25 protein-coding genes are annotated in these 25,653 nt (G+C 74.5%); 15 read left to right on the top strand and 10 right to left on the bottom strand.

What is annotated here, in order from left to right:
* The 3 genes from ACGFZL_RS28915 to ACGFZL_RS28905 all read right to left on the bottom strand — a co-directional run.
* Nucleotides 1–422: class I SAM-dependent methyltransferase (locus ACGFZL_RS28915; protein ID WP_393696110.1), on the bottom strand; the 422-nt coding region annotated here is incomplete at its 3' end.
* A gap of 12 nt (nucleotides 423–434) precedes the next feature.
* Nucleotides 435–1,538 (bottom strand): cation diffusion facilitator family transporter, encoded by a 1,104-nt coding sequence (locus ACGFZL_RS28910; RefSeq protein WP_393696108.1) that lies wholly within the window; start codon nucleotides 1,536–1,538, stop codon nucleotides 435–437.
* A gap of 90 nt (nucleotides 1,539–1,628) precedes the next feature.
* Nucleotides 1,629–2,450 carry an alpha/beta fold hydrolase gene (locus ACGFZL_RS28905; RefSeq protein ID WP_393696106.1) on the bottom strand — a complete coding sequence of 274 codons (822 nt, stop codon included), beginning with the start codon at nucleotides 2,448–2,450 and terminating at the stop codon, nucleotides 1,629–1,631.
* A 136-nt stretch (nucleotides 2,451–2,586) separates the two neighbouring features.
* Between ACGFZL_RS28905 and ACGFZL_RS28900 the strand changes: the two genes are divergently transcribed.
* The gene (locus ACGFZL_RS28900; RefSeq protein ID WP_393696104.1) at nucleotides 2,587–3,447 is read left to right on the top strand and encodes a helix-turn-helix transcriptional regulator; all 861 of its coding nucleotides are present in this window, start codon (nucleotides 2,587–2,589) and stop codon (nucleotides 3,445–3,447) included.
* Nucleotides 3,448–3,510: 63 nt separating this feature from the next.
* Here the strand turns inward: ACGFZL_RS28900 and ACGFZL_RS28895 are convergent, their stop codons facing one another.
* Nucleotides 3,511–3,654: a hypothetical protein gene (locus ACGFZL_RS28895; RefSeq protein ID WP_393696102.1), complete on the bottom strand. Its 144-nt coding sequence runs from the start codon at nucleotides 3,652–3,654 to the stop codon at nucleotides 3,511–3,513.
* Between the two features lie 9 nt (nucleotides 3,655–3,663).
* Nucleotides 3,664–3,840 (bottom strand): hypothetical protein, encoded by a 177-nt coding sequence (locus ACGFZL_RS28890; protein ID WP_393696100.1) that lies wholly within the window; start codon nucleotides 3,838–3,840, stop codon nucleotides 3,664–3,666.
* A gap of 152 nt (nucleotides 3,841–3,992) precedes the next feature.
* Here ACGFZL_RS28890 and ACGFZL_RS28885 point away from each other — a divergent pair, with 152 nt between their 5' ends.
* Nucleotides 3,993–4,991: an XdhC family protein gene (locus tag ACGFZL_RS28885; RefSeq protein ID WP_393696098.1), complete on the top strand. Its 999-nt coding sequence runs from the start codon at nucleotides 3,993–3,995 to the stop codon at nucleotides 4,989–4,991.
* Between the two features lie 32 nt (nucleotides 4,992–5,023).
* The gene (locus ACGFZL_RS28880) at nucleotides 5,024–5,938 is read left to right on the top strand and encodes a HipA family kinase (RefSeq protein WP_393696096.1); all 915 of its coding nucleotides are present in this window, start codon (nucleotides 5,024–5,026) and stop codon (nucleotides 5,936–5,938) included.
* Between the two features lie 68 nt (nucleotides 5,939–6,006).
* Here ACGFZL_RS28880 and aceB read toward each other — a convergent pair whose 3' ends face one another.
* The 3 genes from aceB to allR form a co-directional block, all read right to left on the bottom strand.
* Complete coding sequence (gene aceB / locus ACGFZL_RS28875) at nucleotides 6,007–7,629, bottom strand: malate synthase A (RefSeq protein ID WP_393696094.1); 1,623 nt, start codon at nucleotides 7,627–7,629, stop codon at nucleotides 6,007–6,009.
* Nucleotides 7,630–7,812: 183 nt separating this feature from the next.
* Nucleotides 7,813–8,418 (bottom strand): NTP transferase domain-containing protein, encoded by a 606-nt coding sequence (locus tag ACGFZL_RS28870; protein WP_393696092.1) that lies wholly within the window; start codon nucleotides 8,416–8,418, stop codon nucleotides 7,813–7,815.
* 94 nt (nucleotides 8,419–8,512) lie between these two features.
* Nucleotides 8,513–9,319: an allantoin degradation transcriptional regulator AllR gene (gene allR, locus ACGFZL_RS28865; RefSeq protein WP_355175571.1), complete on the bottom strand. Its 807-nt coding sequence runs from the start codon at nucleotides 9,317–9,319 to the stop codon at nucleotides 8,513–8,515.
* Between the two features lie 231 nt (nucleotides 9,320–9,550).
* On the opposite strand from allR, the gene allB reads away from it, so the two are divergent.
* Together allB and alc are read left to right on the top strand one after the other, a co-directional pair.
* Nucleotides 9,551–10,891, top strand: a complete 1,341-nt coding sequence (allB, locus tag ACGFZL_RS28860) for an allantoinase AllB (RefSeq protein WP_393696089.1) — start codon at nucleotides 9,551–9,553, stop codon at nucleotides 10,889–10,891.
* A gap of 41 nt (nucleotides 10,892–10,932) precedes the next feature.
* Entirely contained in the window at nucleotides 10,933–12,066 is a 1,134-nt protein-coding gene (gene alc / locus ACGFZL_RS28855; protein ID WP_355175569.1) for an allantoicase, read from the top strand.
* A gap of 61 nt (nucleotides 12,067–12,127) precedes the next feature.
* Here the strand turns inward: alc and ACGFZL_RS28850 are convergent, their stop codons facing one another.
* Nucleotides 12,128–12,934 carry an SDR family oxidoreductase gene (locus ACGFZL_RS28850; RefSeq protein WP_393696087.1) on the bottom strand — a complete coding sequence of 269 codons (807 nt, stop codon included), beginning with the start codon at nucleotides 12,932–12,934 and terminating at the stop codon, nucleotides 12,128–12,130.
* Nucleotides 12,935–13,068: 134 nt separating this feature from the next.
* On the opposite strand from ACGFZL_RS28850, the gene ACGFZL_RS28845 reads away from it, so the two are divergent.
* From ACGFZL_RS28845 to ACGFZL_RS28835, 3 genes are all read left to right on the top strand, one after another.
* Nucleotides 13,069–13,470, top strand: a complete 402-nt coding sequence (locus ACGFZL_RS28845; RefSeq protein WP_393696085.1) for a ribonuclease domain-containing protein — start codon at nucleotides 13,069–13,071, stop codon at nucleotides 13,468–13,470.
* A gap of 255 nt (nucleotides 13,471–13,725) precedes the next feature.
* Nucleotides 13,726–14,922, top strand: a complete 1,197-nt coding sequence (locus ACGFZL_RS28840; protein ID WP_393696130.1) for a sensor histidine kinase — start codon at nucleotides 13,726–13,728, stop codon at nucleotides 14,920–14,922.
* Between the two features lie 51 nt (nucleotides 14,923–14,973).
* On the top strand, nucleotides 14,974–15,717 hold the full coding sequence (locus ACGFZL_RS28835; protein WP_393696083.1) for a response regulator: 744 nt from the start codon (nucleotides 14,974–14,976) through the stop codon (nucleotides 15,715–15,717).
* Nucleotides 15,718–15,744: 27 nt separating this feature from the next.
* Here the strand turns inward: ACGFZL_RS28835 and ACGFZL_RS28830 are convergent, their stop codons facing one another.
* Complete coding sequence (locus ACGFZL_RS28830; RefSeq protein WP_393696081.1) at nucleotides 15,745–16,749, bottom strand: Gfo/Idh/MocA family oxidoreductase; 1,005 nt, start codon at nucleotides 16,747–16,749, stop codon at nucleotides 15,745–15,747.
* 129 nt (nucleotides 16,750–16,878) lie between these two features.
* Here ACGFZL_RS28830 and ACGFZL_RS28825 point away from each other — a divergent pair, with 129 nt between their 5' ends.
* The 7 genes from ACGFZL_RS28825 to ACGFZL_RS28795 all read left to right on the top strand — a co-directional run bounded on the left by ACGFZL_RS28825 (nucleotide 16,879) and on the right by ACGFZL_RS28795 (nucleotide 25,443).
* A complete protein-coding gene (locus ACGFZL_RS28825) occupies nucleotides 16,879–17,616 on the top strand; it encodes a GntR family transcriptional regulator (RefSeq protein WP_393696128.1) in 738 nt (245 codons plus the stop codon).
* A gap of 120 nt (nucleotides 17,617–17,736) precedes the next feature.
* Entirely contained in the window at nucleotides 17,737–18,741 is a 1,005-nt protein-coding gene (locus ACGFZL_RS28820) for a substrate-binding domain-containing protein (protein WP_393696079.1), read from the top strand.
* A complete protein-coding gene (locus ACGFZL_RS28815) occupies nucleotides 18,738–19,796 on the top strand; it encodes an ABC transporter permease (RefSeq protein ID WP_393696077.1) in 1,059 nt (352 codons plus the stop codon). Before ACGFZL_RS28820 ends, ACGFZL_RS28815 begins: the two co-directional genes overlap by 4 nt.
* Complete coding sequence (locus tag ACGFZL_RS28810; RefSeq protein ID WP_393696126.1) at nucleotides 19,763–20,590, top strand: ATP-binding cassette domain-containing protein; 828 nt, start codon at nucleotides 19,763–19,765, stop codon at nucleotides 20,588–20,590. Before ACGFZL_RS28815 ends, ACGFZL_RS28810 begins: the two co-directional genes overlap by 34 nt.
* A 94-nt stretch (nucleotides 20,591–20,684) precedes the next feature.
* Complete coding sequence (locus tag ACGFZL_RS28805) at nucleotides 20,685–21,833, top strand: ROK family glucokinase (RefSeq protein WP_393696075.1); 1,149 nt, start codon at nucleotides 20,685–20,687, stop codon at nucleotides 21,831–21,833.
* On the top strand, nucleotides 21,830–22,459 hold the full coding sequence (locus tag ACGFZL_RS28800) for a sugar kinase (RefSeq protein WP_393696073.1): 630 nt from the start codon (nucleotides 21,830–21,832) through the stop codon (nucleotides 22,457–22,459). The genes ACGFZL_RS28805 and ACGFZL_RS28800 overlap by 4 nt, the downstream gene beginning before the upstream one ends.
* A gap of 107 nt (nucleotides 22,460–22,566) precedes the next feature.
* Nucleotides 22,567–25,443, top strand: a complete 2,877-nt coding sequence (locus tag ACGFZL_RS28795; protein WP_393696124.1) for a DEAD/DEAH box helicase — start codon at nucleotides 22,567–22,569, stop codon at nucleotides 25,441–25,443.
* The last annotated feature ends 210 nt before the right edge of the window (nucleotides 25,444–25,653 follow it).

Genomic DNA, 25,653 nt, shown 5'->3' with positions numbered 1-25,653 from the left:
TGTTCGGCCGGTGCGGCGAGTGGGGGTCCCCCCTGCTCGAAGAGCTTGGGGGAGCGTGCCGGGCGTCGCCAGGCAGGCGAGACTTTGCGGACACGTCCTAGGGGGAGCGACCCGGCGTCGCCGGTCAGGAACCGGCCCGGCAGGCCGGCGGCGGCCAGTTTGGCGCGGGCCGCGCCGACCATGCGCGGGGCGAGGTCGACCCCCGTCACCCGGTGCCCGGCCCGGGCGGCCAGCTCGGCGAGCGACCCCGTGCCGCAGCCGACGTCGAGCACGTCGGACGGGGTGTCCGGCAGCCAGGAGGCGAGCCGTTCGGCCCAGGCGGCGCGGGTGTCCGGCGGGCGCAGGCCGTGGTCGGGCTCGGTGTCGAAGCGGTCGGCGGCGGCATTCCAGTAGGCGGTGATCGCGGCGGTGGGATGCGTCATCCGGCGATCCTGTCAGCCACCACCGACAACGGGCCGCCCCCCGTGGTGGGCCGGCGGCGCGTGCGGGTCGGGGTGGGCGGCGGCGTGGTCGGTGTGCACGGTGGCGGCCGTCAGCCTCGGGACCGCGTGGATGAGGGCGTGTTCGGCGGTCACCGACAGCTCGTGCGCCTCGACCACCGTCAGGCGCGCGTCGACCACGATGTCGGCCTCCGCGCGCAGGGCGTGGCCGATCCACCGCATGCGCAGCTGCCCGACGTCCAGCACCCCCGGCACGCCGCGCAGCGCCCACTCCGCCGCGTCGACGAGACCGGGATCGACGGAGTCCATCAGCCGCCGGACGACCTCGCGAGCGGCGTCCTTGAGCACCAGCAGCAGCGCCCCGGTGATCAGCAGCCCGACCACCGGGTCGGCGGCCGGCAGTCCCACCGCGGTGCCGGCGGCGCCCAACAGCACCGCGAGCGAGGCGAATCCGTCGGTACGGGCGTGCAGGCCGTCCGCGACCAGCGCGGCGGAGCCGATCCTGCGGCCCGTGCGGACGCGGTACCGGGCCACCCACTCGTTGCCGGCGAAGCCGGTCAGCGCCGCCGCCGAGACGGCCCACAGGTGGGTGATCTCCCGGGGGTCCAGGAGCCGGTCGACCGCCTGCCAGGCGGCCAGGGCCGCGGACGCGGCGATGACGGCCACGATGAGCACGCCGGCCAGGTCCTCCGCCCGGCCGTACCCGTACGTGTAGCGCCGGTTGGCCGCCCTGCGCCCCAGCAGGAAGGCGATCCCGAGCGGTACGGCGGTCAGCGCGTCGGCGGCGTTGTGCACGGTGTCGCCGAGCAGCGCGACCGACCCGGACAGGGCGACGACGGCCGCCTGGACGGCGGTGGTGGCCCCCAGGACGACGAGGGACACCCACAGCGTGCGCATCCCCTCCCGGGACGCCTCCATCGCGGTGTCGACCTTGTCGGCCGCCTCGTGCCGGTGCGGCCGGACGAGATGCCCGAGCCGCTCCCACCGACGCCGGCCGTGCGGGTGGCCGCCGTGCGCGTGCCCATCTTCCACGTGCCCGTGCCCGTGCCCGTGCTCGTGCCCGGGCCCGTGCCGATGCGTGTGCCGATTCCCCTCCATGCCCCCACCGTGGCACAAGGACCCGATTGCGGCTATGGCCGTCGTACGCACCCTGACCAGGTGCGACGCCCTCGCAGCAGCACCCGCGGATCAGGTGCGCCCCGCCCGCCGGTCGAGGAAGCCGCGGACCAGGGCGGCCAGTTCGTCCGGGCGCTCGACCCGCGCGACGTGCCCGCACACCAGCTCGGCGTACTCGCTGCCCGGGAGGGCCGCGTGGACCTGCCGTACGTTCTCGGCCGGGACCAGATGGTCCTCCGTGCAGCCGATCACCAGTGTCGGCGCCTCGATCCGCGCGAGCAGGCCGTGGACGTCGGCCCGCCGTACCGCCTCGAACTGGCGGATCCTGCCGCGCGTCGGCAGGAAGTCGCGGGCCAGCTCGTCGACCGCCCTCTTCCCGAGGCCGCGCAGGTACGTCCGGCCGAACGCGGTCAGCATGGCGAAGCGGGCGAACTCCGCCGGGCGGTCGGCGAGCGCCAGGTACTGCTCCCAGGTGGCGCGGAGATACGCGTCGTCACCGCGGCCGAACCCGGCGATCGGCACGAGCCGGCGCACCAGGCCGGGACGTGTCGCCGCGAGGGACAGGGCGACGATGGCGCCGAGCGAGTGGCCCACGACGTCCACGGGGCCGAGCCCGGTGTGCGCGATCACCGCGGCCAGCTGCTCCGTGAGGACCTCCACGGTCAGCGGGGCGCCGTCGTCCCGCACCGGGTCGCTGCCGGAGAGGTCGGGCAGGACGACGGTGTACCGGTCGGCGAACCGGTCGACCAGGCCCTCCCACGTCACCGACCCGGAGCCGGTGCCGTGCACCAGGACGAGGCCGGGGCCGGAGCCGTACGTGCGGTAGCGGACGGTCGCCTGACCGACCCTCAGGGAAACGGTGTTCTCGGGGAGGATGGCGTGCTGTGTGGTCATGGCAGCCACCCTGTCCCCGCCCGGCGCGCCGCGAAATCGGACCGCGTTGCCTAGGACCGGCAGGGCTAGCAGGGCCAGTAGGGGGCGTCTCCCGGAGCCGGGCGGGTGCGGCGCCGCATGCCTGAGAATGGCCGGCATGACCCTGGACCGCCGCGAACTCGCCGACTTCCTGCGCCGCGCCCGCGAACGGCTCACCCCGCAGGAGGCCGGCCTGCCGGCGGGCCCGCGCCGCCGCACGCCGGGGCTGCGCCGCCAGGAGGTGGCGCAGCTCGCCGCCATGTCGGCCGACTACCTGATGCGCCTCGAACAGGCCCGCAGCCCCCAGCCGTCCCCGCAGTTGCTCACCGCCCTCGCCCGCGCCCTGCGCCTGACCTCTGACGAGCGCGACCACCTCTACCTGCTGGCTGGACACCGCCCGCCGGCCGGCGAACCGGCGGGGCACCACGTGGGCCCCACCCTGCTGCACCTGCTCGACCGGCTCGTCGACGTCCCCGCCCAGGTGCTCACCGACCTCGGCGACCTGCTGGCCCAGAACGCCCTGGCGGAGGCGCTGTTCGGCTGCACCTGCACCATCGCTCGGGGTCCTGACCGCAACGTCGCCTGGCGCTGGTTCACCGACCCCTTCGTGCGCGAGGCGTACCCGGTGCGGGAGCACGCGGCGCACGGCCGCGAGGTGGTGGCCGACCTGCGCGCGGCGGTCGCCCGGCGCGGCGCCGACCCGGCGGCGACCGCCCTGGTGGACCGGCTGCACGCGGCGAGCGAGGAGTTCACCGCGCTCTGGGAGCGCCACGAGGTGGCGGTCCGCCGCCGCAGCCGCAAACGCCTCGTGCACCCGGAGGCCGGCCCGGTCGAGTTCGACTTCGAGGCCCTGCTCACGCCCGCCGAGGACCAGCGGGTCCTCCTCTACACCCCGCCCCCGGGCTCGCGGGCCCCCGAGTTCCTCGACCTCCTGAAGGTGATCGGCCCGGAGACCGCCCACCGCCGCCACCGGGGCTGACGGTCCGCCGAGCGTCAGTCCAAGTGTCGGAGGAAGAAGGCGGCGGCATCCCTGCCGACCCGGTCACGGGCGGTCGGGTCCGCGGGTTCCGGGGCGAAGAAGTCGTCGTGCCGGCCGCTCGTAGCCGTCGACGTGGTTGTTGCCGTGGTGGTCGAGGGCGACGACCCGGAAGCCCGCCTCGTGCAGAGGCCGCACCAGCCACTCCATGGTGCTGCCCTAACCCCCGGTGCCGTGCGAGACGACGACCAGCGGAGCGGGTGGTGCGGTGCGGGGCGGGTCCGGCGCCCACAGGTAGACACGGACCGGACGCGGGCGGGTCGGATTCCGCAGGTCGGGCCGGGACTCGTCGTGCAGGACGCGTATCAGCGGCTGCTCCCGTCCGGAGATCTTCATGGCGGAATGGTACGGAGGCCGCCTGCGCAGCACGTCCTGGCTGGTCACCGCCGACCGCGCCGGATGATCGGACCGCCGCCTAGACTTCGGACACGGCGCCCCCGCCCACCAGGCGGTTTCCGGCGTCCACGGCACGGAGGAGGGCCGCGATCATGCGTGAGCTGGCGGAGACGGCACGGGGGTGGGTGGCGCGGGGCCGGACCGGAGTCCTGGCCCGGCCCATCACCGAGCAGGGCTTCGGACCCCGGCACCCCGCCGACGCGGTGCTCATCGACGACGCCGGCCGCTGCCACGGCACCCTGTACCGCGGGGTCTTCGACGACCACCTCGCCGCGGAGGCCGCCGCGCTGACCGGCGACCGCACGGCCCGCGTGTGCGAGGTCGCCGTCCACGACGACGAGGTGCGGCAGGCCGGCCTGACCTGCGGTGGGCAGGCCGAGATCCTGCTCCAGCCGCTGGCCGCGGTGCCCGCCCGCTGGTGGGACCTGCTGAGCGAGGGCGCCGACGCGGCCCTGATCACCCGGCTGAACGAGGCGCGGACGCGGGCGGTCAGCACCGTGGAGACGACGGAGCCGTACGACGCCGACGCGCCGGAGGGCCCCGACCAGGCCGCCGAACGCGCCCGCGACCTGCTCGCCCGCCGCCGGGCCGGCCGCGACACCCGCTTCGCGGACGGCCTCGTGCTCATCGAGACCTTCCCGGCCGTGCCCCACCTGGTCATCGCCGGCGGCGGCGAACTCGCCGAGCTGCTCGCCGCCCAGGCCCACCTGCTGGGCTGGCGGGCCACGGTGACGCTCACCGCCCCGGACGCCGTCCGGCTGCTCGCCGAACAGCCCGCAGCCGCCTGCCTGGTCGTCCTCAGCCACGAACCCGACCTCGACGTCCCCGTCCTGCGCACCGCCCTGACCACCGGCACCCCCTACGTCGGCGCCCTCGGCTCCCGCCGCACCCAGGCCCGCCGCGCCCAGGCTCTCGCCGCGGCCGGCCTCGACGCCGAGCGCATCGGCCGGATCCACGGCCCGATCGGGCTCGACCTGGGCGCCCGCACCCCGGCCGAGACCGCCCTGGCCGTCTGCGCCGAGATCCTCGCCGCCCTCGACGGCCGCCAGCCCCGGGTCCTGCGCGAGGGCGCGGGTCCGATCAACGCCTGACTGATCAACGCCTGAAACGGACGGAGCGACACGTGCTGCGAGAGGTGACCGCCACCCGCTACCTGGAGCCCCTGCGCTCCGGCGGCTCCGTCCCCGGCATCGTCGAGGCCGACGACCTGGGCACCTACGTCGTCAAGTTCACCGGCTCCGCGCAGGGCCGCAAGGCGCTGGTCGCCGAGGTGATCGTCGGCGAGCTGGCGCGGGCGCTGGGGCTGCGGGTGCCCGAGCTGGTCCTGGTCCACTTCGACCCGGCGCTCGGCGCGGACGAGCCGCACCAGGAGGTGCGGGAGCTGCTGGACGCCAGCGCGGGCCTCAACCTCGGCATGGACTACCTGTCGCACGGCGCCGACTACACCCCCGACCTCGCCCGTGCCTTCGCCGTCGACCCGGTCGAGGCCGGCCACGTCGTCTGGCTGGACGCCCTGACCGCGAACGTCGACCGCACGGTGCACAGCTCCAACCTGATGGTCTGGCCCACCTCCGGCACCGTGCCCCCGAGGCTGTGGCTCATCGACCACGGGGCGGCGCTCGTCTTCCACCATCGCTGGGAGGGCGCCGACCCGGAGCGGGTGTACGACCTGCGCCACCACGCCCTCGGCCACAGCGCCCCCGACGTCCGGGCCGCCGACGCCGACCTCGCGCCGAAGGTCACCGAGGAGCTGCTGCGCGCGGTGGTCGCCGAGGTGCCGGACGCCTGGCTGGCCGGGGAGCCGGGCTTCACCGGGCCCGCCGAGGTCAGGGCGGCGTACGCCGGCTACCTCGCGGCGCGGGTGCGGGCCTCGGCGCGCTGGCTGCCCACCGACTTCCCCAGCCGCGAGCAGCTCGCCGCCGAGGACGACCGGCGGGCCGCCCGCACCCGGCAGGGCCGCCCCGACTGGCTCAAGCGGGTCCCGGACCTGCACGGCAGGCCCGCCGCCGAGCAGGACTGGTCCGTCCACCTGGAATGACGTGCGCCCGCGCCCCCGGTGCCGTGCGGTACCGGGGGCGCGGGCGTGCTCGACAGAGCCGGGGGGCGTCAGCCCTTGAGCTGCTCGTACGCCGGCAGCGTCAGGAAGTCGGCGTAGTCCTGGTCGAGGGAGACCGTGAGCAGCAGGTCGTGGGCGCGCTGCCAGTCGCCGGCCGCGTAGGCCTCCTCGCCGATCTCGGCGCGGATGTTGGCCAGTTCCTCGTCGGCGACCCTGCGGGCCAGCTCGGCGGTGACCGGCTCGCCGGTGTCGAGGACGACCCCGGCGTTGATCCACTGCCAGATCTGCGAGCGGGAGATCTCGGCGGTGGCCGCGTCCTCCATGAGGTTGAAGATGGCCACCGCGCCGAGGCCGCGCAGCCACGCCTCGATGTAGCGGATGCCCACCTGCACCGCGTTGACCAGGCCCGCGTGGGTCGGCTTGGCGTCCAGGGAGTCGATGGCGATCAGGTCCGCCGCCTCGACGTGGACGTCCTCGCGCAGCCGGTCCTTCTGGTTCGGCTTGTCGCCGAGCACCTTGTCGAAGGACTCCATGGCGATCGGCACCAGGTCGGGGTGGGCCACCCAGGAGCCGTCGAACCCGTCGCCGGCCTCGCGGTCCTTGTCGGCGCGGACCTTCTCGAAGGCCACCTTGTTGACCTCGGCGTCGCGGCGCGAGGGGATGAAGGCCGCCATGCCGCCGATGGCGTGCGCGCCGCGCTTGTGGCAGGTGCGGACGAGGAGTTCGGTGTACGCCCGCATGAACGGGGCGGTCATCGTCACCGCGTTGCGGTCCGGCAGGACGAACTTCTCGCCGCCGTCCCGGAAGTTCTTCACGATGGAGAACAGGTAGTCCCAGCGGCCCGCGTTCAAACCCGAGGCGTGGTCGCGCAGTTCGTAGAGGATCTCCTCCATCTCGTACGCCGCCGTGATCGTCTCGATGAGGACGGTGGCGCGCACGGAGCCCTGCGGGACGCCGACGTAGTCCTGCGCGAAGACGAACACGTCGTTCCAGAGGCGGGCCTCCAGGTGCGACTCCGTCTTCGGCAGGTAGAAGTACGGGCCCTTGCCGGCGTCGAGGAGGCGCTGGGCGTTGTGGAAGAAGTACAGGCCGAAGTCGACCAGCGCGCCGGGCACCGGGCGGCCGTCGACGGTGAGGTGGCGCTCCTGGAGGTGCCAGCCGCGCGGGCGCATGACGACCGTGGCCAGCTCCGCGTCCGGGCGCAGGGCGTAGGACTTGCCGGTGCGCTCGTCGGTGAAGTCGATGGCGCGGGTGTAGGCGCCGATGAGGTTCAACTGGCCGCCGATGACGTTCGCCCAGGTCGGCGCGGAGGCGTCCTCGAAGTCGGCGAGCCACACCTTGGCGCCGGAGTTGAGGGCGTTGATGGCCATCTTGCGGTCGGTCGGGCCGGTGATCTCCACCCGGCGGTCCTGCAGCGCGGCCGGGGCCGGGGCCACCCGCCAGGAGTCGTCGGCCCGGATCGCCGCGGTCTCGGGGAGGAAGTCGAGCGTGGAGGTGCGGGCGATCTCGGCGCGGCGCTCCGCTCGGCGGGCGAGGAGCTCGTCACGCCGGGGCGTGAACCGCCGGTGCAGCTCCGCCACGAAGGCGAGCGCAGCGTCGGTGAGGACCTCGTCCTGCCGGGGCAGGGACTCGGCGTCGACGATGGCCGGCGAGGACGGCGCTGGTGCGGACATGAGCTGTCACTTCCTTCAGCGGTGGCACCGGGTGCCAGATGTCGCGAACAGGACGGACAGCACCCGTTGTGCGGTCGGGTGCTTCTGAACAGTGGATAGTAGTTTCCTCATCGTGGAAACTCAAGGTGTGTTGATGTCGAGATTCTCCGGGTCGAGGCACCATGGCGCTCGGTGCCACGCCTCTCACTCGAGATGCACGAGGTCGGCCGCGGTGTCGATGTCGTACGGCCGCGCCACGTCGCCGCACTCCACGAGCGCGATCTCCGCCTCGTGCTCCCTCAGATAGGCGCGTGCCCCGCGGTCGCCGGTCGCAGTCGCCGCCACGCCCGCCCAGTGGGCCGCGCCGAGCAGTACGGGATGGCCGCGCACGCCGGCGTACGCCGCCGAGGCGAGGGAGGTCCGGTCACGGAACGCCGCGCGCACCCGGGTCGTCGCGGTGGCGCCGATGCCCGGCTGGTCCACCAGGGACACCAGGGCCGCCCGCGCGCCGGTGCCGGCCAGCGACTCCAGGCCCGCGCGCAGGGAGGTGCCCATGCCGCGCTCCCACTCGGGGTTGTCCACCAGGACGCAGCCGGCCAGGTCGGCCCGGTCCCGCGCGTCCGGGGCGCGCGCGCCGAGCACCACGTGCACACGGGCGCAGCCGGCCGCGCGCAGCACGCCGACCGCGTGCTCCACCAGCGGGCGCCCGCGGTGTTCGAGGAGGGCCTTCGGGCGTCCGCCGAGCCGCCGTCCGCCGCCCGCGGCGAGGAGCAGGCCGGCCACGGAGGGTTCGTCGCTGTCGTCGGTCATGCCCCCTGCATACCGGAAGCGGGGGGCGGGATCCCGCTTCCCGCCCCCCGCTTGCCGCCCCCCGCTTCTCGACGTCGGCCGTCCGGCCCCCGGCTCAGGCCGCCGGGTTGCCGTTCGTCGAGGTGAGCAGCGCCTCCGACAGCTCCGCCGCCACCTGCTGGAGCAGCGGCACGATGCGGTCGGTCGCGGTCTCCGTCACCCGGCCGGCCGGGCCGGAGATCGAGATCGCCGCCGCGGTGGGGGAGTGCGGCACGGAGACGGCCAGGCAGCGCACACCGATCTCCTGCTCGTTGTCGTCGACCGCGTAACCCTGGCGCCGCACGTCCGCGAGGGCCGCGATGAAGCCGTCCGGGGTGGTGATGGTCTTCTCGGTGGCGGCCGGCATGCCGGTGCGGTGCAGCAGGGCCCGCACCTCCTCCGCCGGGAAGTCGGCGAGCAGCGCCTTGCCGACGCCGGTCGAGTGCGGCAGGACGCGCCGGCCGACCTCGGTGAACATCCGCATGGAGTGCTTGGAGGGCACCTGTGCGACGTACACGATCTCGTCGCCGTCCAGGAGCGCCATGTTCGCCGTCTCGCCGGTCTCCTCCACCAGACGGGCCAGGTGCGGGCGGGCCCAGGTGCCGAGCAGCCGCCCCGCGGACTCGCCCAGGCGGATCAGGCGGGGGCCGAGCGCATAGCGGCGGTTGGGCTGCTGGCGGACGTAGCCGCAGGCGACCAGGGTGCGCATCAGGCGGTGAATGGTGGGCAGCGGCAGGCCGCTGCTCGCGGACAGCTCGCTCAGGCCGACCTCGCCCCCCGCGTCCGCCATCCGTTCGAGCAGGTCGAAGGCGCGCTCCAGGGACTGGACGCCGCCGGTGGCGGACCTGGCGGAGTCGGTGGTGCTGGCGCTGGACGTCGGCACGGCACGTTCCTTTCGGGGCTGGCGCGGGAGAAAGAAGCGTACCCGGGAGCCGGTTGACTCCCGGCTTGTACATAGCTACGTTCTGCTTGCTGGAATAGTAATTCCGCTTTGTGGAAACGTCCAGGGTGGGTCGTCCGAAGCCCCCAGGGCCAGGATGACCCTTGACGACGCGGAAAGCGGAGTGAAGACTTCTTCAACAGAACGTTGAATTCCGCTAGGAAAGGGGTTCGGGTGTCCGAGGCTGAACTGGTGCTGCGCTCCACGCGCGTCATCACTCCCGAGGGGATACGCGCCGCGTCCGTCGCGGTCACCGGCGGGACGATCACCGACGTCCTGCCGTACGACGCCCCGGTCCCGGCCGGCGCCCGCCTGGAGGACGTCGGCGACCACGTCGTCCTGCCCGGCCTGGTCGACACCCACGTGCACGTGAACGACCCCGGACGCACCGAGTGGGAGGGCTTCTGGACCGCCACCCGCGCCGCGGCGGCCGGCGGCATCACCACCCTGATCGACATGCCGCTCAACTCGCTGCCGCCGACCACGACGGTGGAGAACCTGCGGATCAAGCGCGAGGTCGCCGCCGACAAGGCGCACATCGACGTCGGCTTCTGGGGCGGCGCGCTCCCCGACAACGTCAAGGACCTGCACCCGCTGCACGAGGCCGGCGTCTTCGGCTTCAAGGCGTTCCTCTCCCCGTCCGGCGTGGACGAGTTCCCGCACCTGGAGCCGGCCGAGCTGGCCCGCTCCCTGGAGGAGATCAACGGCTTCGGCGGCCTGCTGATCGTGCACGCCGAGGACCCGCAGAACCTCGCCGTCGCCCCGCAGATCGGCGGCCCCGAGTACAGCCACTTCCTCGCCAGCCGCCCGCGCGAGGCCGAGGACACCGCCATCGCCCTGCTCATCGCGCAGGCCAAGCGGCTCGACGCCCGCGTGCACGTCCTGCACCTCTCCTCCAGCGACGCCCTGCCGCTGATCGCCGAGGCCCGCAAGGACGGCGTCAAGGTCACCGTCGAGACGTGCCCGCACTACCTCACCCTCACCGCCGAGGAAGTCCCCGACGGCGCCAGCGAGTTCAAGTGCTGCCCGCCCATCCGCGAGGCCGCCAACCAGGACCTGCTCTGGCAGGCGCTGGCCGACGGCGTGATCGACTGCGTCGTCACCGACCACTCGCCCTCCACCGCCGACCTCAAGACCGACGACTTCGCCACCGCCTGGGGCGGCATCTCCGGCCTCCAGCTGAGCCTGCCCGCCATGTGGACCGCCGCCCGCGAGCGCGGGCACGGCCTGGAGGACGTGGTGCGCTGGATGTCGGCGGGGACCGCCCGCCTGGTCGGCCTGGACGGGCGCAAGGGCGCCATCGCGCCGGGCCACGACGCCGACTTCGCGGTCCTCGCCCCCGACGAGACCTTCACCGTCGACCCGGCCGAGCTCCAGCACCGCAACCGCGTCACCGCCTACGCCGGCAAGACCCTGTACGGCGTCGTGAAGTCCACCTGGCTGCGCGGCCGACGCGTCGTGGCGGACGGCGAGTTCACCGAGCCGCAGGGCGAGCTGCTCACGCGCACCCCCTGAGCCCCGCAGTCCCCTCCATCCGAAAGGAAGTCCTGATCACCGTGACGGCCCAGCAGAACCCCTCGTTGGCCATCTTCACCGGCGACGCGAACCCCTACGGAGGCGGTGACCCGTACGCGGACTACCGCAGCGCGGAGCTCCCCTTCACCCAGTACGCCAACCTCGCCGACCGGCAGCTCGGTGCCGGCGTCGTCGCCGCCAACGACGAGTTCTTCGCCCAGCGCGAGAACCTGCTGGTGCCCGAGCCCGCCGAGTTCGACCCCGAGCACTTCGGGCACAAGGGCAAGGTCATGGACGGCTGGGAGACCCGCCGCCGCCGCGGCGTCTCCGCCGAGCACCCCTGGCCCACCGAGGACGACCACGACTGGGCGCTGATCCGCCTCGGCGCCCCCGGCGTCATCCGCGGCATCGTCGTCGACACCGCGCACTTCCGCGGCAACTACCCGCAGGCCGTCTCGGTCGAGGCGGCCTCGGTGGCGGGCTCGCCCTCGCCCCAGGAGCTGCTCGCCGACGACGTCAAGTGGACGACGCTGGTCCCGCGCACCCCGATCGGCGGTCACGCGGCCAACGGCTTCACGGTCTCCGCCGAGCAGTGCTTCACGCACCTGCGCCTCAAGCAGCACCCCGACGGCGGCGTCGCCCGCCTGCGCGTCTACGGCGAGGTCCTCCCGGACCCGGCGTGGCTCGCCGCGCTCGGCACCTTCGACGTGGTCGCGCTGGAGAACGGCGGCCAGGTCGAGGACGCCTCCAACCGCTTCTACTCGCCGGCCTCCAACACCATCCAGCCGGGCCGCTCCCGCAAGATGGACGACGGCTGGGAGACCCGCCGCCGCCGCGACCAGGGCAACGACTGGATCCGCTACCGCCTGGTGGACCGCTCGCAGATCCGCGCCGTCGAGATCGACACGGCGTATCTGAAGGGCAACTCGGCCGGCTGGGCGTCGGTGTCCGTCAAGGACGGCGAGGACGGCGAGTGGCGCGAGATCCTGCCGCGCACCCGCCTCCAGCCCGACACCAACCACCGCTTCCTGCTGCCCGAGTCGGCCGTCGGCACCCACGCGCGCGTGGACATCTTCCCCGACGGCGGCATCTCCCGGCTGCGTCTGTTCGGCACCCTGACGGAGGACGGCACCAGCCGGCTCGCCGCCCGCCACCAGGAGCTGGGCGCCCGCTGAAGACCCGCGGGGCGCGCCGGCAGGACAGCACCGGCGCGCCCCGCGTCCCCATCGTCGGGTGCTACGCGGCATGCCCCCCGTCCACCGCGAACTCCGCGCCCGTGACGTAGGCGGCCCCCGCCAGATGGGCCACCGTGGCCGCCACCTCCGCCGCGGTGCCGAAGCGCCCCACGGCCGTCATGGCCGCCTGCCCCTCGGCGTAGGGCCCGTCGGCGGGGTTCATGTCCGTGTCGATCGGACCGGGATGCACGATGTTCGCCGTGATCCCCCGCCCGCCCAGCTCCCGGGCGAGGGCCTTGGTCATGCCGATCAGCGCCGACTTGCTCATGGCGTAGAGCGTGCCGCCGGGACCCGGCACGCGCTGGGTCATGCAACTGCCGACGGTGATGATCCGCCCGCCCTCGCCCATCCGGCCCGCCGCGGCCCGCGAGGCCAGGTAGACGCCGCGCACGTTGACGGCCAGGACCCGGTCCACGTCGGGGGCCGAGAGCTGCTCCAGCGGGCCGAGCACGCCCACGCCCACGTTGTTGACCAGGATGTCCAGCCGCCCGCCGAGCGCCTCCGCCGCCCGCCCCACCGCGCCGGCCGCCTCCTCGGCGTCCGCGGAGTCGGCCCGCAGCGCCACGGCCCGCCGCCCCAGCGCCTCGACCGCGCGGACGACCTCCCCGGCGGCGTCCTCCCCGTTCACATAGGTCACGGCCACATCGGCCCCCTCCCGCGCCAGCCGCAGGGCGGTCGCCGCCCCGATCCCGCGGCTCCCGCCGGTGACGAGGGCGGCCTTGCCCAGCAGCGGGGTCGACGTATGCGCTTCGGCAGCCTCGGTGACTTCGGCAGCTTCGGTGATTTCGGTAACTGAGTTCGTCTCCATGCCCCCATCCCACCGCTCCCCGCCCCGGCGCACCGGCGGCCAACGGACGTCGAGCTGGGCCGCACACAGGACGTCCAGGGAAGCTCCACCTCGTTGACGTTGACATGCCATCTACGCGCGTCAGGATGAACGGCATGCGATTCCCCCCACTCGCCGCCGCCCGCTCGGGCGCGGCCGCCGCAGTCCTGTCCGCCCTGCTCGTCGGCGGTGGTGCCGTCGCCTCGCCCGTCGCGGGGGCCGCCACCGCGTCCGTCGGCGACATCTGTTACAGCGCCCTGCCCGCGCAGGCGTACGACACGCTGGAGCTGATCGAGGAGGGCGGCCCCTTCCCGTACGACCAGGACGGCGTCGTCTTCCAGAACCGGGAGGGCGTGCTGCCCAGCCGGAGCACCGGGTACTACCACGAGTACACGGTGATCACACCGGGCTCCGACACCCGCGGGGCGCGCCGGATCGTCACCGGGGAGGGGAACGACGAGGACTACTACACCGCCGACCACTACGCCTCCTTCGACCTGGTCGACCGCGGCTGCTGAGCGCGCGGACCGGTCAGTCGAGGGCGAGGAATCCGACGATCCCCAGCAGTTTCCTCATGGCCCCGACCCTCGCCTCCCGGCCCGCCGCGAGGCCATCGGGCATGGGGTGGGGCCGGGTCCGCCGAAAGTATCCGGCGCCGCGACTTCGGTAGGTGATCCGGTGCGGGCGGCGGCGGGGGCGGGGCGCGCTGCGTAGATTGGCCGGTCGTGAGCACAGACAGGTGGCGCGAGGCGGCCGGACCGGGGCGGCGGTGGATGCTGCCGTCCGCGCTGGCGCAGGAGCTGGAGTCCGGCACGGAGGCGACCAGGCGGCGGCCCCGCCGCACCGCCCGTGACTGGCTGGTCGACTTCGCCTGCTTCCTGCTCGCGGTGCTGCTCGGCGTCCTGAGCGCCGAGGCGCTGGAGAAGGAGACCGGCCTCTCCGCCGCGTTCGAGGCGGCCGACCAGCTGATCGGCGCCCTGGCCTGCGCGGCCGTCTGGCTCCGCCGCCGATGGCCGGTCGGGCTCGCCGTGGCGATGGTGCCGGTCAGCCTCCTCTCGCTCACCGCCAGTGGCGCCGCCCTGGTCGCGCTGTTCACCCTCGCCGTGCACCGGCCCTTCCGCTACGTCGCCTGGATCGGCGGTGTCACCCTCGCGGTCCTGCCCCTGGTGAGCTGGCTGCGCCCCGACCCCGACCTGCCCTATCTCGGCGCCGTCCTCATCAGCGCCCTGCTCACCGCCGTCGTGACCGGCTGGGGCATGCTGGCCCGCGCCAAGCGCCAACTCCTGCTCAGCCTGCGCGACCGGGCCCGGCGGGCAGAGACGGAGGCGCGGCTGCGGGCGGAGCAGGCGCAGCGGCTGGCCCGGGAGGCCATCGCCCGGGAGATGCACGACGTCCTCGCCCACCGGCTGACACTGCTCAGCGTGCACGCCGGCGCGCTGGAGTTCCGCCCGGACGCCTCCGGCGAGGAGGTGGCCCGCGCGGCCGGCGTCATCCGGGAGAGCGCGCACGACGCCCTCCAGGACCTGCGCGAGATCATCGGCGTCCTGCGGGCGGGCGACGCCGACGACGGGGGCCGCCCGCAGCCGACGCTCGCGGCCCTGGACGCGCTGGTCGCCGAGTCGCGGCAGGCCGGCATGAAGGTCACCTTCGTGCAGCGCGTCACCGACCCCGACGCCGTCCCCGCCTCGGTCGGCCGCACCGCCTACCGCATCGCCCAGGAAGCCCTCACCAACGCCCGCAAGCACGCCCCCGGCACCGAGGTCACCGTCCAGGTCACCGGGGCGCCGGGCGAGGGACTCGACGTCCGCGTGCGCAACGCCCCGCCCGAGGGCGAGGTGCCCCTCGTGCCCGGCTCCGGGCAGGGACTGATCGGGCTGACCGAACGGGCCGCCCTGGCCGGCGGCACACTGGCCCACGGCGTTACCGCCGACCGGGGATTCGAGGTGCGGTCGCGGCTGCCCTGGGGCTGACGGCACGTCGACCGACCCCACCGCGACCGCGACCGTGATTACGTGAGGCCCATGACTGCCATCAGACTCCTCCTCGTCGACGACGACCCGCTGGTGCGGGCCGGACTCGCCCTGATGCTGGGCGGCGCCGCCGACGTCGAGATCGTCGGGGAGGCCGCCGACGGCGCGCAGGCCGAGACGCTGGTGGAGCGCACCCGCCCCGACGTGGTCCTCATGGACATCCGGATGCCGGTGCTCGACGGGCTCACCGCCACCGAGCGGCTGCGCGCCGCGGGCCCCGACGCCCCGCAGGTCGTCGTGCTCACCACCTTCCACGCCGACGAGCAGGTGCTGCGGGCCCTGCGCGCGGGCGCCGCCGGGTTCGTGCTCAAGGACACCCCGCCCGCCGAGATCCTCGACGCGGTGCGCCGCGTCGCGGCGGGCGACCCCGTGCTGTCGCCCGCCGTGACCCGGCGCCTGATGGAGCAGGCGGCCGGCTCCGCCGCCGACGCCCGGCGGTCCGGCGCCCGCACCCGCGTCGACGCGCTGGCCGAGCGCGAGCCCGAGGTGGCCGTCGCGGTCGGCCGGGGCCTGGCCAACGCGGCGATCGCGGCGGAGCTGTACATGAGCGTCGCCACCGTAAAGACCCACGTCTCGCGGATCCTGGCCAAGCTCGGCCTGGACAACCGGGTGCAGATCGCGCTCCTCGTGTACGACGCCGGGCTGCTGGAGGAGCACCTCGGCGACGAGCGCGACAGGGGCGGCGAGCGCGACAGGGGCGGCCAGCGCGGCAAGGGCGGCAAGCGCGACGAGTGACCCCGCGGCCCGCCCGCGGCCCGCCCCTCACCCCGCCTCGGCGGCCATCGCACCCCCGGGCACCTCGGCCAGCGGGACCGGCCGGTGCTCGCGCCGGGACAGCTCGCACGCCTCCGCGATCCGCAGCGCCCGCAGGGCCTCCCGGCCGTCGCACGGGTTGGGCCGCTCCCCGCGGACCACCTCGACGAACGCCGTCAGCTCGGCCGCGTACGCCGGGGCGAAGCGCTCCGCGAAGCCGGTCCACGGCTTGTCCGCCGGCGGCGGCCCGGTCGGCTCGGTGGAGGCGATGGGCGTGCGGTCGTCCAGGCCGACGACGATCTGGTCCCGCTCCCCGGCCAGCTCCATCCGCACGTCGTAGCCCGCGCCGTGCAGCAGCGTCGCGGTGACCGTGGCCAGCGCGCCGCCGGCCAGGGTGAGCAGGGCCGCTCCCGTGTCGGCATCGCCCGCCGGGCCGGTGTCGGCCGCGTACACCTCGGTGACCTCCCGCCCGGTCACCCAACGCAGCGCGTCGAAGTCGTGGATCAGGGTGTCCCGGTACAGACCGGCCCACGGCTCGAGACCCCGCCCGTCCGCCGCGGGCGCCTCGCTGGTCACCGCCCGTACCGTGTGCAGCCGGCCGAGCCGTCCGGCGCGCACCGCCTCGCGGGCCCCCGCGTACCCGGCGTCGAAGCGGCGCTGGAAGCCGATCTGGAGGACCGTCCCGGCGGCCTCCACCTCCGCCAGCGCCTGGAGCGTGCCGGGCAGGTCGGGGGCGACCGGCTTCTCGCAGAACACCGGCAGCCCCGAGCGGGCCGCCCGGCCGATCAGCTCGGCGTGCGCCCGCGTCGACGTGGTGATCACCACCGCGTCCACGCCCCAGCGGAACACCTCGTCCACCCCGGGCGCCGCCGTCTCGCCGAGCCGGTGGGCCAGCTCCTGGGCGCGCGACAGGTCGGCGTCGGTGAGGATCAGCGAGCCGACGTCGCGGTGGCGGCTCAGCGTGTCGGCGTGGATCGTGCCGAGGCGGCCCGTACCGATGACCCCGATGCGCATGCCACCAACGTGGGCGCATCCGGCACCCGCTGTCAATGCCCATGTCCGGACAACCTGACGGCACGACTTCCCGTCCCCCAGGTGCGCGGTTACGCTCGGGCCGTGCCGAAACCAGGATCCGACCCGACCGTGTCGCTCGACCTCGGCGTGGACCGCGGCAGTCCGGTGCCGCTGTACTTCCAGCTCTCCCAGCAGCTGGAGTCCGCGATCGAGCGCGGGGTGCTGACCCCCGGCAGCCTGCTCGGCAACGAGATCGAGCTGGCCGCCCGGCTCGGCCTGTCCCGGCCCACCGTCCGCCAGGCCATCCAGTCCCTGGTCGACAAGGGCCTCCTGGTGCGCCGGCGCGGGGTCGGCACCCAGGTGGTGCACAGCAGGGTCAAGCGCCCCCTGGAACTGAGCAGCCTCTACGACGACCTGACGGCGGCCGGTCAGCGCCCGGCCACGAAGGTGCTGGTCAACACGGTCGTCCCGGCGGGGCCCGAGATCGCCGCCGCGCTAGGGGTGGCCGAGGGGGCGGAGGTCCACCGGGTGGGGCGGCTACGCCTCGCGCACGGCGAGCCGATGGCGCACCTCACCAACCACCTGCCGCCGGGCCTGGTCGACCTGGACACCGGCCTCCTGGAGACCACCGGCCTCTACCGCCTGCTGCGCGGCGCCGGGATCACCCTGCACAGCGCCCGCCAGTCCATCGGCGCCCGCGCGGCCGGCGACGCCGAGGCCGGCCTCCTCGACGAGGAGCCGGGCGCGCCGCTGCTCACCATGGAGCGCACCACCTTCGACGACACCGGGCGCGCGGTCGAGTTCGGCAGCCACACCTACCGGCCGTCCCGGTACTCCTTCGAGTTCCAGCTGCTCGTACGGTCCTGACCCGCGCCCCCGGTGCGGTGCCGCGCCCGCCCATGCCGCAGAATGGAGTGTTTGACTCCGCTTTTCTCACGCGGGGTCACACCCACGCAGCACACAGCACGGCGAGAAGGGCACGGCCTCGTGGCACGGTTTCGGACCTGGACAGGCATCGCGCTGGCAGGGGCACTGTCGGTGTCCCTGGCCGGTTGCAGCAGCACCGGCGGCAAGCGCGCCGAAGACGCCCGCAAGGCCGCGTCGGCGGGGGGCAGGGCGGCGGTGGACACCCCCCGCTGGACCTTCGCGATGATCACCCACTCGGGCGACGGCGACACCTTCTGGGACATCGTCCAGAGCGGCGCGGAGCAGGCCGCGCGCAAGGACAACATCAACTTCCTGTACTCCAACGACGACGAGGGCCAGCAGCAGGCGCAGCTCGTGGACGCCGCCGTGGACAAGAAGGTCGGCGGGATCATCGTCAGCCTCGCCAAGCCGGCCGCGATGAAGGCGGCCGTCGCCCGGGCCGAGAAGGCCGGCATCCCGGTGATCACCGTCAACTCCGGCTCGGCCGAGTCCAAGGACTTCGGCGCGCTCACCCACGTCGGCCAGGACGAGACCATCGCCGGCGAGGCCGTCGGCGACGAACTGAACGCACGCCATCGCAAGGACGCCGTCTGCGTCCTGCACGAGCAGGGCAACGTCGGCCACGAGCAGCGCTGCGACGGCGTGGCCAAGACCTTCGACGGCAGGCTCCAGCGGCTCTACGTCACCGGCACGAGCATGCCGGACGTGCAGTCCGCCATCGAGGCCAAGCTCCAGACCGACCGGTCCGTGGACGCCGTCGTGACCCTCGGCGCGCCCTTCGCCGACACCGCCGTCAAGGCGAAGCAGGGCGCGGGCAGCAAGGCCGAGGTCGACACCTTCGACCTCAACGCCAAGGTGGCCGACGGACTGAAGGACAACTCCCTCGGCTTCGCCGTCGACCAGCAGCCCTACCTGCAGGGCTACCAGGCGGTCGACCTGCTCTGGCTCTACCGCTACAACGCCGACGTCCTCGGCGGCGGCCGCCCGGTGCTCACCGGCCCGCAGATCATCACCAAGGACGACGCCGACGCGCTGGCCGAGTACACGAAGCGGGGCACCCGGTGAGCGCCCGCACCGACACGCCCGGCACCGGCGAGGTGACCGCCGACGAGCGGCTGCTGCGGACCTCCCCGCTGCGCAGGCTCCTCGGCCGCCCCGAGCTGGGCTCCGTGGTCGGCGCGGTGGCCGTCTTCCTCTTCTTCGCCTTCGCCGCCGACAGCTTCCTGCGCCCCGCCAGCCTCAGCACGGTCCTGTACGCCGCCTCCACGATCGGCATCATGGCGGTGCCGGTGGCGCTGCTGATGATCGGCGGCGAGTTCGACCTGTCGGCCGGGGTGATGGTCACCTCCTCGGCGCTCATCTCCTCCATGTTCAGCTACCAGGCGACCGCGAACGTCTGGGTCGGTGTCCTGGTGTCGCTGCTGGTCACCCTGGCCGTCGGCGCGTTCAACGGCTTCATGCTGACCCGCACCAAGCTGCCCAGCTTCATCATCACGCTGGGCACCTTCCTGATGCTGACCGGCCTGAACCTCGGCTTCACCAAGCTGATCGACGGCACCGTCTCCACCAAGTCGATCTCCGACATGGAGGGCTTCGACTCGGCCCGCGCGGTCTTCGCCTCGACCCTGACCGTCGGGGGCGTCGGCTTCAAGGTCACCATCCTGTGGTGGTTCGCCCTGGTCGCCGTGGCCAGCTGGATCCTGCTGCGCACCCGGGCCGGCAACTGGATCTTCGCGGTCGGCGGCAACAAGGACGCGGCCCGCGCGGTCGGCGTGCCGGTCACCCCGACCCGGATCGGCCTCTACATGGGCGTGGCCCTCGGCGCCTGGATCTCGGGCCAGCACCTGCTCTTCTCGTTCGACGTCGTACAGTCCGGCGAGGGCGTCGGCAACGAGCTGATCTACATCATCGCGGCCGTCATCGGCGGCTGCCTGATCACCGGCGGCTACGGCAGCGCGGTCGGCTCGGCGATCGGCGCGCTCATCTTCGGCATGACCAGCAAGGGCATCGTCTTCGCCGAATGGAACCCCGACTGGTTCAAGTTCTTCCTCGGAGCGATGCTGCTCCTCGCGACCCTGCTCAACGCCTGGGTCCGCAAGCGGGCGGAGGCCACCAAGTGACCGCGCAGACCACCACCCCGCTCGTCGAGCTGTCCGGCGTCGGCAAGCGCTACGGCAACGTCCGCGCCCTCGACGGCGTCTCGCTCCAGGTGCGCGCCGGGGAGATCACCTGTGTGCTCGGCGACAACGGCGCGGGCAAGTCGACCCTCATCAAGATCATCGCCGGACTGCACCGGCACGACGCCGGCACCCTCGCCCTCGACGGCGAGGAGACCCGGCTGGCGTCCCCCAGAGAGGCGCTCGACCGGGGCATCGCCACCGTCTACCAGGACCTCGCCGTCGTCCCGCTGATGCCGGTCTGGCGGAACTTCTTCCTCGGCTCCGAGCCGCGCAAGGGCGTCGCCCCCTTCCGGCGCCTGGACGTCGACCACATGCGCCGCACCACGCGCGCGGAGCTGCTGCGCATGGGCATCGACCTGCGCGACGTCGACCAGCCCATCGGCACCCTCTCCGGCGGCGAGCGCCAGTGCGTGGCCATCGCGCGCGCCGTGTACTTCGGCGCCAAGGTGCTCGTCCTGGACGAGCCGACGGCGGCGCTGGGCGTCAAGCAGTCCGGCGTGGTGCTGAAGTATGTGGCGGCGGCACGGGACCAGGGCCTGGGCGTCGTGTTGATCACCCACAACCCGCACCACGCCTACCTGGTCGGCGACCGCTTCGTCCTCCTCAAGCGCGGCACGATGACCGGCAGCCACGCGCGCGACGAGATCACCCTGGACGAACTGACCCGCGAGATGGCAGGCGGCGACGAACTGGACGACCTGCGCCACGAACTGCGGCGCGGAGCGGCGGGTTAGCCGTCGGAGGAGGGGCGGGCGGTCGGTGAGACGCGTCACCGGGCCGCCGGTCCTGTACGCCGTCCGGGGCGCCGGTGCGGCACAATCGAGCCCGATGAGCACCTACCGCGACCTCACCGCCCCCATCGGCAGCCGGCGCGCCACCGTCCTGCGCACGGTGGGCACCCGCGAGCGCCGCTCGCACCTCTCGGCGCCGCGCGTGCCCACCGTCGGCATCGACATCGGCGGCACCAAGGTGATGGCGGGCGTCGTCGACGCCGACGGGAACATCCTGGAGAGGCTCCGCACCGAGACGCCGGACAAGTCCAAGAGCCCCCAGGTGGTCGAGGACACCATCGTGGAGCTGGTCCTCGACCTGTCCGACCGGCACGACGTGCACGCGGTCGGCATCGGCGCGGCCGGCTGGGTGGACGCCGACCGCAACCGGGTGCTCTTCGCCCCCCACCTGTCCTGGCGCAACGAGCCGCTGCGCGACCGCCTCGCCGGCCGCCTGGCGGTGCCCGTCCTGGTCGACAACGACGCCAACGCCGCCGCCTGGGCCGAGTGGCGCTTCGGCGCCGGGCACGGCGAGGACCACCTCGTCATGATCACCCTCGGTACCGGCATCGGCGGCGCGATACTGGAGGACGGCCAGGTCAAGCGGGGCAAGTTCGGCGTCGCCGGCGAGTTCGGGCACATGCAGGTCGTCCCCGGCGGCCACCGCTGCCCGTGCGGCAACCGCGGCTGCTGGGAGCAGTACAGCTCCGGCAACGCCCTGGTGCGCGAGGCCCGCGAGCTGGCCGCCGCCGACTCCCCGGTGGCGTACGGGATCATCGAGCACGTCAAGGGCAGCATCGGCGACATCACCGGCCCGATGATCACCGAGCTGGCCCGCGAGGGCGACGCGATGTGCGTCGAGCTGCTCCAGGACATCGGCCAGTGGCTCGGCGTCGGCATCGCCAACCTCGCCGCCGCCCTCGACCCGTCCTGCTTCGTCATCGGCGGCGGCGTCAGCGCCGCCGACGACCTGCTCATCGGCCCGGCCCGCGACGCCTTCAAGCGCCAGCTGACCGGCCGCGGCTACCGTCCCGAGGCGCGCATCGTGCGCGCCCAGCTGGGTCCCGAGGCCGGCATGGTGGGCGCCGCCGACCTGGCCCGCCTGGTCGCCCGCCGCTTCCGCCGCGCCAACCGCCGCCGGGTCGAGCGGCACGAGCGCTACGAGCGGTACGCGCAGGCGCGCCGCACGGCCGGGGAGGCCACGTGACCGAGCCCCTGACGCCCGCCGCCCCCGCGGCCCGCACCGGGGCCGGGCCCGGGGTCGTGCCCGCCCAGGCCGGCCCCCCGGAGGGCCCCCGGCGCCCGGCCGAGGACCGCGGGCACCGCATCAAGCGCCGGGCGCTCACCCTGCTCACCATCGTGCTCCTCATCGGCGTCCCGGCCGGCTACCTGGTCGTCTCGGCCGCCCAGAGCCGCGCCAGCGGCCGGGACAAGGAGGAGAAGTACGCCGCCACCGGCATGACCGAGGGCTGGCCCGCCAAGCTCCAGCGCCGGATCTACCAGGTACCGGTGCCGGTCCCGGCCGAGAAGGTCGCCTTCTACGAGACGAACAACTGGCGCACCAGCCGCCTCTACGTCCAGTTCGAGACCACCCCCGCCGGCCTGGACGCCTTCCTCGCCGGGCTCGGCACCGACCGGGACGGGCTCGTGCGGGGCAAGAACGCGATCAGCGACCGCGCCCAGCAGATCACCGGCTGGACGTTCGACGGCACCGGCGTCTGGTGGGGCCTGGTCAACGCGCACCGCAACCCGGCGCCCACCCAGGACGTGATGATCGACCTCGCCGACCCCGACCTGCCGATGGTCTACGTCGTCTCGCACACCGTTCCCTGACGGCTCCGACCGGCGCCGGGCCGGAGCCGATTGTCAGACCCCGCCCGTAGAGTCGGAGACAGCTGATCCGGGAGAGCGGGCGGGAGGTGACAGGACGTATGAGCGACATGGTGGTGGCCGAACCGGTGGCCCCGGCGGACCCGCCGGCCCTCTCCCCGCGCTTCGCCGCCGTCTTCCTGCCCGCGCCGCTGCCGCGCGACGGGCGGATCGCCTTCTGGGACCCCGCGGGCGGACCGGCCCCCGGCGCTCCCGGGGCGGCGGCCACGGACGGGGCACCGGCCATGGACGGGGCGGCGGCCACGGACCTCACCGTCGTACGCCGCCACGGCACCCGCCCCCGGCGCGGCAGCGCCCCCGCGCTGACCCTCCCGCTCGCCGACGCGCTGCCCCTGCTGGTGCGCGCCCGGCACGACCCGGCCGCCCACCCGGCCACCGCCTGCTGGGGCGCCGCCGCGCTGCACGCCCTGCGGCTCACCGCGCGCGGGCGGCTGCTGCCGGGCCTGACACCGAGCGGCCACGACGCCTGGCGGGCCGGGCCGCTGGAACCCGACGACATCGCCCACCTGCGCGCCGTCGCCGCCGCCCTGCCGTACGAGGGCCACGCGGTCCCGCTGGACGGCCCGGGCCCGCTGCGACTGCCCGAGCCCGAGGCCCTGGTGCGCTCCTTCCTGGACGCGGTCGCCGACACCCTGCCCCGCACCCCGGCCGCCCCGCACGCCGTGGGCCGGCCCTTCGCCGCCCCCGAGGGCCGGCGGCTCCCTGACGCCCACGGCTGGGCGGCCGAGGTCGCCGCCGGCATGGACGCGGGGGTGCGGATCTCGCTGCGCCTGGACCTGTCGGCGTACGACCTCTTCGAGGGCGACGGTGACGGCTCCGCGCGCAACGCCGGGGCCGCCGTCGTGCAGGTGCACAGCCTGGCCGACCCGACCCTCGTCGCCGACGCGGCGGACCTCTGGTCGGGCGCGGCCGAGACCGCCCTCGGCCCCCGCGCGCGCGTGGACGCCGCCCTGGCGGTGCGCCGCGCCGCGCGCGTGTGGCCGCCGCTGGACCGGCTCACCGAGCAGGACGTGCCCGACGTGCTCGGCCTGTCCGAGGACGAGGTCAGCGACCTGCTCGGCCCGGCGGCCGGCCGGCTCGCCGCCGCCGGCGTCGCCGTGCACTGGCCCCGGGACCTGGCCCACGACCTCACCGCCACCGCCGTCGTCCGGGGCGCGCCCGGCTCGGCGACCGACGGCACCGGCTTCTTCGAGAGCGAGGACCTGCTCGCCTTCCGCTGGCAGCTCGCGGTGGGCGGCGACCCGCTCACCGAGGCCGAGATGGACGCGCTCGCCGAGGCCCACCGCCCGGTCGTCCGGCTGCGGGACCGGTGGGTGCTGGTCGATCCGGCGCTGGTCCGCCGGGCCCGCAAGCGCGACCTCGGCCTGCTCGACCCGGTCGACGCCCTGGCCGTCGCCCTCACCGGCACGGCGGAGGCCGACGGCGAGACCGTCGAGGTGGTGCCGACGGGTGCGCTGGCCGCCCTGCGCGACCGGCTCACCGCGGGCGTCGCCCCCGCCGAGCCGCCCGCCGGGCTGGCCGCCACCCTCCGCGACTACCAACTGCGCGGCCTGGCCTGGCTCGACCTGATGACCTCGCTCGGCCTCGGCGGCTGCCTCGCCGACGACATGGGCCTGGGCAAGACCGTCACCCTCATCGCCCTGCACCTGAAGCGGGCCCGCACCGAACCGACCCTGGTGGTCTGCCCGGCCTCGCTGCTCGGCAACTGGCAGCGGGAGATCACCCGCTTCGCGCCCGGCGTCCCCGTCCGCCGCTTCCACGGCGCCGACCGCACCCTGGCCGGGCTCACCGGCGGCTTCGTGCTCACCACGTACGGCACGATGCGCTCCGCCGCCGCGGAACTGGCCGAGCAGCCCTGGGGCCTGGTCGTCGCCGACGAGGCGCAGCACGTGAAGAACCCGTACTCGGCGACGGCCAAGGCGCTGCGCACCCTGCCGTCCCCCGCGCGCGTGGCGCTCACCGGCACGCCGGTGGAGAACAACCTCTCCGAGCTGTGGGCGCTGCTCGACTGGACGACGCCCGGGCTGCTCGGGCCGCTGAAGTCCTTCCGGGCGCGGCACGCGCGCGCGGTGGAGAACGGCGAGGACGAGGAGGCGGTGCGACGCCTCGCCCGCCTGGTCCGGCCCTTCCTGCTGCGCCGGCGCAAGTCCGACCCGGGCATCGTCCCCGAGTTGCCGCCGAAGACGGAGTCCGACCACCCGGTGCCGCTGACCCGGGAGCAGGCCGCGCTGTACGAGGCGGTGGTGCGGGAGTCGATGCTCGCCATCGAGGCGGCGGAGGGGATGGGCCGCCGTGGCCTGGTCCTGAAGCTCCTGACCTCCCTCAAGCAGATCTGCGACCACCCGGCGCTGTTCCTGAAGGAGGACCCGTCCGGCGCCGCCCCCGACCGGCTCGCCGGCCGTTCCGGCAAGCTGGCCCTCCTCGACGAGCTGCTCGACACGGTGCTCGCGGAAGACGGCTCGGCGCTGGTCTTCACCCAGTACGTGGGCATGGCCCGCCTCCTCGCCGCCCACCTGTCCGCCCGGGCCGTCCCGGTCGAGCTGCTGCACGGGGGCACGCCGGTGCCCGAGCGCGAGCGCATGGTGGACCGCTTCCAGAGCGGCGCGACGCCGGTCCTCCTGCTGTCCCTGAAGGCCGCCGGCACCGGCCTCAACCTCACCCGCGCGGGCCACGTCGTGCACTTCGACCGGTGGTGGAACCCGGCCGTGGAGGAGCAGGCGACCGACCGCGCCTACCGCATCGGGCAGACCCAGCCGGTCCAGGTGCACCGCCTCATCACCGAGGGCACGGTGGAGGACCGCATCGCCGAGATGCTGCACGCCAAGCGCGCCCTGGCCGACGCGGTGCTCGGCGCCGGCGAGTCGGCCCTGACCGAACTGACCGACCGCGAGCTGTCCGACCTGGTCTCCCTGCGGAGGCCGTCATGACGACGGGCCCGGCCGACGAGGCCCGCCGTGCCCTGCGGGCGGCTCGGGGGCGTGAGGAGGACGCGTTCGCGGAGGAGGACGGGGTGGCCACCGCGCCCGCGCCGGGCGACGACGAGGAGCCCTCCGGCGGTGCGCCGGTGCCGCAGGAGCAGGGCGGTCGGCGTCCGGGTGACGGGGCGCGTGCGGCTCTGCGGGGTGGTCGTGGGGAGA

Origin of the sequence: Streptomyces sp. NPDC048182, assembly GCF_043202555.1 — a bacterium.
Lineage (GTDB): Bacteria > Actinomycetota > Actinomycetes > Streptomycetales > Streptomycetaceae > Streptomyces.
The sequence above is the reverse complement of the archived record's forward strand: the minus strand, read 5'-3'. Positions and strand labels throughout refer to the sequence as shown.

Coding starts and splice junctions, on each gene's coding strand:
- ACGFZL_RS28910 (WP_393696108.1), bottom strand. CDS start 1,538: ATGGAGGGGAATCGGCACACGCATCGGCACGGGCCCGGGCACGAGCAC.
- ACGFZL_RS28905 (WP_393696106.1), bottom strand. CDS start 2,450: ATGACCACACAGCACGCCATCCTCCCCGAGAACACCGTTTCCCTGAGG.
- ACGFZL_RS28900 (WP_393696104.1), top strand. CDS start 2,587: ATGACCCTGGACCGCCGCGAACTCGCCGACTTCCTGCGCCGCGCCCGC.
- ACGFZL_RS28895 (WP_393696102.1), bottom strand. CDS start 3,654: ATGGAGTGGCTGGTGCGGCCTCTGCACGAGGCGGGCTTCCGGGTCGTC.
- ACGFZL_RS28890 (WP_393696100.1), bottom strand. CDS start 3,840: ATGAAGATCTCCGGACGGGAGCAGCCGCTGATACGCGTCCTGCACGAC.
- ACGFZL_RS28885 (WP_393696098.1), top strand. CDS start 3,993: ATGCGTGAGCTGGCGGAGACGGCACGGGGGTGGGTGGCGCGGGGCCGG.
- aceB (WP_393696094.1), bottom strand. CDS start 7,629: ATGTCCGCACCAGCGCCGTCCTCGCCGGCCATCGTCGACGCCGAGTCC.
- ACGFZL_RS28870 (WP_393696092.1), bottom strand. CDS start 8,418: ATGACCGACGACAGCGACGAACCCTCCGTGGCCGGCCTGCTCCTCGCC.
- ACGFZL_RS28850 (WP_393696087.1), bottom strand. CDS start 12,934: ATGGAGACGAACTCAGTTACCGAAATCACCGAAGCTGCCGAAGTCACC.
- ACGFZL_RS28845 (WP_393696085.1), top strand. CDS start 13,069: ATGCGATTCCCCCCACTCGCCGCCGCCCGCTCGGGCGCGGCCGCCGCA.
- ACGFZL_RS28840 (WP_393696130.1), top strand. CDS start 13,726: ATGCTGCCGTCCGCGCTGGCGCAGGAGCTGGAGTCCGGCACGGAGGCG.
- ACGFZL_RS28835 (WP_393696083.1), top strand. CDS start 14,974: ATGACTGCCATCAGACTCCTCCTCGTCGACGACGACCCGCTGGTGCGG.
- ACGFZL_RS28830 (WP_393696081.1), bottom strand. CDS start 16,749: ATGCGCATCGGGGTCATCGGTACGGGCCGCCTCGGCACGATCCACGCC.
- ACGFZL_RS28805 (WP_393696075.1), top strand. CDS start 20,685: ATGAGCACCTACCGCGACCTCACCGCCCCCATCGGCAGCCGGCGCGCC.
- ACGFZL_RS28795 (WP_393696124.1), top strand. CDS start 22,567: ATGGTGGTGGCCGAACCGGTGGCCCCGGCGGACCCGCCGGCCCTCTCC.